The sequence below is a fragment of the Escherichia sp. MOD1-EC7011 genome, assembly GCF_002965005.1.
GTDB classification, from domain to species: Bacteria; Pseudomonadota; Gammaproteobacteria; order Enterobacterales; family Enterobacteriaceae; genus Escherichia; species Escherichia ruysiae.
Genome location: NZ_PTRD01000069.1, coordinates 23,920 through 31,025, shown reverse-complemented (window position 1 = coordinate 31,025; position 7,106 = coordinate 23,920). Strand labels below are relative to the sequence as shown.

General features: G+C 43.0%; 10 protein-coding genes. 4 read left to right on the top strand and 6 right to left on the bottom strand.

What is annotated here, in order from left to right:
- Window positions 1–553: 553 nt before the first annotated feature.
- The 6 genes from A7098_RS23330 to A7098_RS23305 form a co-directional block, all read right to left on the bottom strand.
- Window positions 554–1,075, bottom strand: coding sequence for a transcriptional regulator (locus tag A7098_RS23330; protein ID WP_072674420.1), 522 nt, complete (start codon window positions 1,073–1,075; stop codon window positions 554–556).
- Window positions 1,072–1,665 (bottom strand): hypothetical protein, encoded by a 594-nt coding sequence (locus tag A7098_RS23325; RefSeq protein WP_252344348.1) that lies wholly within the window; start codon window positions 1,663–1,665, stop codon window positions 1,072–1,074. The genes A7098_RS23330 and A7098_RS23325 overlap by 4 nt, the downstream gene beginning before the upstream one ends.
- A gap of 21 nt (window positions 1,666–1,686) precedes the next feature.
- Window positions 1,687–2,007 (bottom strand): hypothetical protein, encoded by a 321-nt coding sequence (locus tag A7098_RS23320; protein WP_227311769.1) that lies wholly within the window; start codon window positions 2,005–2,007, stop codon window positions 1,687–1,689.
- A 313-nt stretch (window positions 2,008–2,320) separates the two neighbouring features.
- A complete protein-coding gene (locus tag A7098_RS23315) occupies window positions 2,321–2,887 on the bottom strand; it encodes a hypothetical protein (RefSeq protein WP_000118608.1) in 567 nt (188 codons plus the stop codon).
- Window positions 2,888–2,952: 65 nt separating this feature from the next.
- Window positions 2,953–3,231, bottom strand: a complete 279-nt coding sequence (locus A7098_RS23310; protein WP_001291061.1) for a hypothetical protein — start codon at window positions 3,229–3,231, stop codon at window positions 2,953–2,955.
- A 2-nt stretch (window positions 3,232–3,233) separates the two neighbouring features.
- Complete coding sequence (locus tag A7098_RS23305) at window positions 3,234–4,793, bottom strand: DEAD/DEAH box helicase (protein ID WP_049076836.1); 1,560 nt, start codon at window positions 4,791–4,793, stop codon at window positions 3,234–3,236.
- Window positions 4,794–4,857: 64 nt separating this feature from the next.
- Between A7098_RS23305 and A7098_RS23300 the strand changes: the two genes are divergently transcribed.
- From A7098_RS23300 to A7098_RS23285, 4 genes are read left to right on the top strand one after another with little or no spacing between them, the layout of a single operon-like run.
- Window positions 4,858–5,556 carry a ParB N-terminal domain-containing protein gene (locus A7098_RS23300; protein WP_024170896.1) on the top strand — a complete coding sequence of 233 codons (699 nt, stop codon included), beginning with the start codon at window positions 4,858–4,860 and terminating at the stop codon, window positions 5,554–5,556.
- Window positions 5,556–6,224: a ParB/Srx family N-terminal domain-containing protein gene (locus tag A7098_RS23295; RefSeq protein WP_000161986.1), complete on the top strand. Its 669-nt coding sequence runs from the start codon at window positions 5,556–5,558 to the stop codon at window positions 6,222–6,224. Before A7098_RS23300 ends, A7098_RS23295 begins: the two co-directional genes overlap by 1 nt.
- Window positions 6,221–6,859, top strand: coding sequence for an ATP-binding cassette domain-containing protein (locus tag A7098_RS23290; RefSeq protein WP_000049674.1), 639 nt, complete (start codon window positions 6,221–6,223; stop codon window positions 6,857–6,859). Before A7098_RS23295 ends, A7098_RS23290 begins: the two co-directional genes overlap by 4 nt.
- The gene (locus A7098_RS23285; protein ID WP_001113022.1) at window positions 6,852–7,106 is read left to right on the top strand and encodes a hypothetical protein; all 255 of its coding nucleotides are present in this window, start codon (window positions 6,852–6,854) and stop codon (window positions 7,104–7,106) included. Before A7098_RS23290 ends, A7098_RS23285 begins: the two co-directional genes overlap by 8 nt.

Genomic DNA, 7,106 nt, shown 5'->3' with positions numbered 1-7,106 from the left:
AAGAAAATTTTTACTCTCGTTTCTTATTCGTTAAATTATCGATACGCAAAAAAAGATTGCATGTTTTTTTTTAAATTTTTTGCAGGGACGGAAGTCCTAGAAATAAAATCGAGATCGTCGAAGGTGTTCCCTAAATAAATAATTAATTGCGGCTTATAACCTTATATATTTATACGGGGTAGAATTGGAGGTGTATTTAATAAATGGCATTTAAAAAAATAACCGGACTTAGCCGGTTATTACCCTTATACATTTATCGGACTGACTCTACAGCCTTACGATTGGTGTCAAATAACGCATCAACGAACTGCACAGAAGAGTTGTTCGATTCACATGGTTCATAATTTTCCACTTGTTCACATAGTTGAGCGGTCTTACCAATGTTTATCCCTAGTTTTACAGCTGCTGAAAGTTTAAACATGCAAACTGGTACATTCTGAGACGTTGAGCATACGTCATTCATCAGCGACTGAATAATTGCGATATCATCCTTTGCATTGGCCGAAATTGAGTAAACTAAAAATAAAGATGTCAATAGTATCGATTTCATAACTCAAAAAGGTAAAATTCGTTCAACCCAATCGAAGAAAACAAGTATTTTTCTGCCGTCTTCTAACTTAAGAGTGACCTGGCAAGCATCAACGCCTCTTGATACCCCTTCTATTTCACGACCGTCTGCCATGTAGACCCTTATAGATTGGTCGTTTTGATAAGCCTTGCGACATATCGCAAAAAAGTCACGGCGTGATGGCTGATTAACCATCTGTTCATTGTTCAGTGTTAGTCGACCTGTGAATGAAGTGTCAACCTCTTCTATGCCTGACTCAATTGTGCTAATGCGCTCAAGAGGGAGCCTTACACGATTTGTGTTGCTAAACGGATCTGGTGTGAGGTTCAGCTTATTTCTTGCGCTCAACAGCCCGTAGACATACATGCAAAACACTTGGCCGTCTTCGAGAGTGACTCTTACAGGAAATTGAGCACTCCGCCAGAAGAGCAAGGTGCGTTCAGCATGTTCGTAGTTTCGCGGCCATACTTCAGCCGGTATGCCGTAGGTGATGTCCAATGTTCTCATTCTGATACTCTTAGAGGTGTTTTCAGCAATCCAAATTTAAATTCTTTGTTACCAACGACCAAGAAGGGGACTTCAACATAGATTTTTTTATCGACGGATTTAGAGTTCGTTGTTTTCTTGATGTCGCGAACGATACGTTTTGTTGTGTTTTCATCAATAAACAATACCTTCCCACTGGTATTCCCTTCAGTCTTAGCATAAGTGACAATAGGTTCTTCATTGCCAACTCTGATGTTCACTTGGCAACCCGTTGTAGCCATTTCATCACAATAGAGTGTACCGTCTTGAATTTCTAAAACAATTCCAGATGGCTTCATGGCCTCGTTAGAGCTTACATTAGCGTTTTCTGGTACTGCGGTCCCGTTAATTTGCAACCGTAATCTTTCTTTTCCTGCATGAAGTATTGTTTCTTCTGCGTTATCTGAGAATCTATACCAGACTGGTTGAATCAGACCTCGTGATTTGTATTTTAGTACGTCTTCAGAAGTATACATGCTGTACGTTTTTTGCATGTCAGAGACGAAATCTGATAATGCGTTGGCGGAAAACGCCGGGAGGCATATACAAGCAAGGAGTAACGAAAGTTTCATTTTCATATCATGATAATCCAATTATTTAACATCACACTTTCTAAGTTTTTCTATTTGTTCTAATTTTTCATGATCATCATTTAGATTTCCTTTGACTATCTCCGTTTCAAGTTTGCTGATTAGCATGTTAAGTGCGTTGTAGTTATTGCATTTTACTTTGTAGGCGTAGTATGACCTTGACCCTGGTTTTTGTACACCCATATCATTAAAGTTAGAGCTTAAAGTATAACCTTCAAGTTCAACCCCTTTTATTGTTGGAAGAATTATATTTAATGGTTCTAATTTAAATGGGTAGATATAAATATGTGATATGAAGTACTCTTCTGAAGAGATTTTCTTCATGTCTTTTGTGATTGAAACTGAATATTTACAGTCCCGAGTGATATAAAATTTTGTACATTTGTACGGCACTAAGTTGAATAGATAATATTTGTCTTTAAAAAGAACATCTTTTCCATGTGATATTTTATGTCGTAAAGAGTTAATTATTTTGTTTATAGAAATACTCATCTACAGTATCCGACCTTAGTTATCAATTGAAAAGCCTACAAATATCGTTCAGCCAATCAAGAAATTTTTTCAGCCGGAGGTGTGTACTTCAAAAAATGTGATGAATGTCACATGCAGGTGCTCTCATACACCTGCATGTAGACTATTAATCATTCAATAATCTATATTTTCTTTTGATTAAATCTTCACCTTTTTTGGTGAACACAAAACCAAATTGCGATTTTTTGTTTAGACGAAGGACTCTGTTATCCAACGCATCGGTTGATGGAATCAATGTTTGATCATCTATCCAATTAAGTAGCGTAAGAAAGTTCAGCAGCCTCAACGTTGTTGTGCGAAGCTCTTTCGATATATTTTCAATGCTGGCAATTCGTCTTTCTTTTTTCTCAGGTGGTACAGATAATTGTTCTTGAGGTTTCGTGGATAGATAATCAATTTCGTTTGCTGCATCGAATGATATGTGTGGCGTAATTTTGCTAAAAAAGCCTTTCGCTGACTCACTTGATAATAAACCAGACCTATTCATATCGTTTGTTATTCTGTACAGGAGTGGACTGTGTTTCATTTCAGGATAACGTTGATAAAAGTTAAGCAATTCAAACGCAGCATTAGCACCAACAAGAAAATCAGAAGGATCGCTGACTTTCCAGAAAGAATGATTTTTCTTAGCGCCAGTGGTGTCAACAAATGATAATTCTTTTAACCAACTCATGATGTGCTCCTTTCTAACAAGTGAGCACATCATAGAATTAGTTGATAGGGGGTAAATATGAAATGTTACGGCAACCTGCTCAGTATTTCCTCTAGATCTTTTTTTGTCATATTGGAGTTCTCATAGATGCGCATGATTTTCTCACGCGTCTTAGCGGAAACCCCAACGGCAGATGTGACTTTGTCAAATTCAGCCATAGTCATCGTCTCCAGAATGGCATTGATAACTTCAGCCTTAGACATCTTGATTTTTTTCTCTTTGAGTTTTATTTGAAATTTTCCAAGTTTTTCATTGGCCTTATCAGACAATGCCACTTGGCAATAAGTTGTTTTCTTTTCGCTCATAACTAATCTCGTTTCAGAACTCCAAAATCGAATGCGCCATCAACAGGCAATACACCTTCTGCAAAGCCAGGTGTGGTGTCGATGATGTGTTTTCGCTCATAAGAGTGAGACAACAGGTATTTGTTGCTAATGTCAATGAAATCAGTGATAAAACACACGTTTGCCTGATTCTTCTTGGCTCGTAAGCCACGACCGACACGTTGTCTCATTTCAACTTCTGCTTTCCCACCACCAGCAAGAATGACCGCACCAACGCTTGGCACATCAACACCGACATCCAGAATAGTCGAGCCTATTAAAACATCTATGTCGCCAGACGCTAAACTGTTCAGCTTTGCTTGCCTTGTCGACTGGTTCGATTCCCCATAAATGAAGTCAACTCTAAGGCCGGACTCTTTCATCATTTCCATCAGGATTTGCCCGTGGCGTTTAAGACGAACCAGAGTCATACAATTGAGAGAATGTTGCTTATAGAGCAATGCTTCGCGAACAATGGCCTCATTACGTCCCAAATTATACACGATCCCCAACTGATAAGCCTTTTGGTAGGCAGTGCTCATACCTACTCTAAAATTGAGGTGTTTGTTGGCAAGTTCTGCCTTGATTCTGGCCTCGTCCGGCTTGTAGGCAACTTTATGATAAAGGAAGTATGGCTTTGCCAGAATGCCTCTATCAATCAGGTACTTTTCCGTGACTTTTATTTCAATTCGCCCGGCCACTGCCATCAGACGCATGTTGGCTTCCGTAGAATCCTTCATGAACGGCGTTGCCGTAAGCGCCAGGCGATAGTCTGCGTTCGCACATAATCTGGCAATGTCATAGAAATTAGAGCCTGAAGACTCATGCGCCTCTTCCAGAATAAGAAGAGAGACACTTGAAAGGAAGCGTTTCACCAAGTCCCGACGTTTGAGGTGGTAGCTCTTCTTATCTGGAGTTGCATCGCGTGGTGGTTCTTCAAGGAAACTTGCCAGAGTTTGAACTGTAGCGACGTTGATATGTCGTGATACCTGGAACTCACCCGAGCCAATGACTCCAACCTTTTGGTCTTTTAACCACGGTTCGCCATTTTCGGCGCGGTAGTCGATGGATCTCTGGAAGTTTTCGGCCATCTGAAACATCAGAACAGAGCGGGTTGTTAAAAATAATGTCATTCGACCGATACGTGCAGCTGCTTTGCAGGCAACATTAGATTTCCCGCCACCAGTAGCGATCTGCGCAATCATCATTCCCTCTCGAACCAGTGTTTCCACAGTCTGATCCTGATATGCATAATCAGGATTGTATGGGAATGGGTTGACCGCCGGATTTGGCTTTCCAAGCGCCGGAGCTTTGTCTTTGCGGATATGAACACATTTGATGCCCGCCTTGTTCAAGTTCGCCGCTACAGGCTTGGCAAAGCCAGCAGGGAACGAGTTTTTACTCCAGTTGAACATCGTGCTTGTGCCCTTCCAGTCGCCAGTCTCGACTTCGTAGCTCAACATCTGTTGCACCAGTTGCTTTACCTTGTCATCTGCGCCAGAAATAAGTGCATTTACTGCGTTAGATACAATCCGAACAGTCATAAACCTCTTTCCTTAGTGCCTTTTGTATGTTATTTGGCTATTATAATAAGTAAGTGATTACTTAATGGATTGTAGCAATAAAATGGATGTAAAAATCACGATTTTGCAGGTTGATGTTGCCAACCTTCGCCCGAATACCTGGAACACCAATTCGGTTGGTGCGCAGAATTTTGAAAAACTGAAAGGTTCTATCGAAAAATTGGGCTTTTTTAAGCCAATTTTGGCTCGTGAACTTGAAGATGGATTTTTTGAAATCCTCGGCGGCGAACATCGCTGGCGTGCTGCTATTGAGCAAGGAATTTCAACGGTTCCGGTGCTTTCTGTGGGCAAAATTAGCGATGTCGTAGCTAAACAGATGTCACTGGTGGACAACGAGCGATACGGTGAAGACGACCAAATCGCATTGCAACGCTTCATTGAAGAAATTCAGTCAGAACTTGACTATCAACTGTCTGAAATCGCCCCGTATGACGACGAAATCTCGATGGTTTTAGCAAAAGAGGCGGCAATCGACCTTGAAGCACTGGAGGCTTTGTCTCGTGGTAGTGATGAGCCTGTCGATACCGACAAACGAGAGAAAACCGAACGTGTGGGTGCGGAACATCAGACCATGCGCTTCAAAGTAACTTTCGATGCGTCAGATCGTGTTGCAGAAACCATAAAAAACATCATCAAAGAGCAGGCTATTAACACCGGTAATGAAATGGAGAACGCTGGTGAGGCTCTGGTGTGGCTGGTCGACTACTACAAGGAGCGTATGTAATGACCAAAAAGTTTGAAATCGTATATCGCGACCCGGCAGATCTTATTCCCTATGAGATGAATGCCAAAAAGCATGATGAACAGCAGATCCGAGATCTAGCCGCAGCCATTAAAAAGCGCGGATTTGACCAGCCAATTACGGTCGATAAGAACGACGTAATTATTACTGGCCACGGCCGCCGTGAGGCTGCAATTTTTGCTGGACTTGAGCGCGTACCGGTTATTGTTCGCGATGATCTCAGTGATGACGAGGTTCGTGCGAAGCGCCTTGAAGATAACCGACTTGCCAGCATTGATTACGATGCAATTAAGCTACAGAAAGAGCTTGAGTCGCTTGTTCTGGACGATATCGAGGTTTTCGGCTTTGAAGAGCGTGAGTTGAATGTTCTCGTTGGCAGTATGACAGAAGAAATGGACACCGACTCGCTAGTTATCGATCTTGGCGAAGAAACTAAACGACAGAAGGATGAACACACCGAGATCAGTCGTGAAGTTGCAGCGGAAGAAGTACGTGTTGTCGACGTATTGGGCTTTAAAACGCTCCCTGCTGGCTCTGCCATTGTTGTTGGTGATTTGCTTGCCCACATGGAAGAAATGACGGGAGAAAGCGGGGTAGACGCATTTGTGGCATATGCGGAGAAGATCTCTTCCGGGGAGATGGCTGCATGAGCAAATACATCATCAACGTATCGTTTCAGACACGCGTAAATAAAACCACGCGCACGTTGGAAATCGCTGAGTCGTTCGGGCTTGGCCTGGACGAAAAAGAGTGGACGCTTTACGACAATCTGGAGCTGGAAGTGAAGCAGGGCGATGTGGTGTACATTACCGGCCAATCCGGTTCCGGCAAATCCGTTGTGCTGCGCGAGCTGCAACACCAGATGAAGGATGAAGGGCTATCTGTGGCCTCCATCGATGATTTTACCTTCGATAATGAGGTTAACGTCATCGATCAGTTGGGCAAAACGACCAGTGATGCGCTTGGGTTGTTATCTATGGCTGGTCTGAACGATGCATATCTGTTTGTTCGCAAGCCTTCTGAAATGTCAGACGGCCAGAAATATCGTCTCAAGATTGCCAAACTGATTGAGTCAGGCGCTAAAGTATGGGCTGCTGACGAGTTCGGCGCTGTTCTAGACCGTGTAACCGCTCAGGTTGTGGCGTCTAACCTCCAGCGTGCCGCTCGAAAGGTTGGTGCGACGGTAATGGTGGCGACGACTCACGAAGACCTGAAGAACGCGCTGCGCCCGGATATGCAGATCACCAAGCACTACAAAGAACGCGTGAAGGTGGAATATGCCTGATTTGAAGATCGTAGAGCTGAAGCCATCGAAAGAGACTGATAACAACAACGTGGAAGTCATCCGCCTGCTGGAAGAAGCACTTCAGCACGCCAGAGAAGGAAAAAGCCAGAGCCTGGCGCTGTTGATGATCAACAACGACGGCAGTGTTCTTGATTGCTGGCATAACGGCGGGCGCCCGTATGTCATGGTAGGGGCGATGGAGTCTCTTCGCCTGGATTTCATCAATGCCAATATCGAGCGCAGGTGA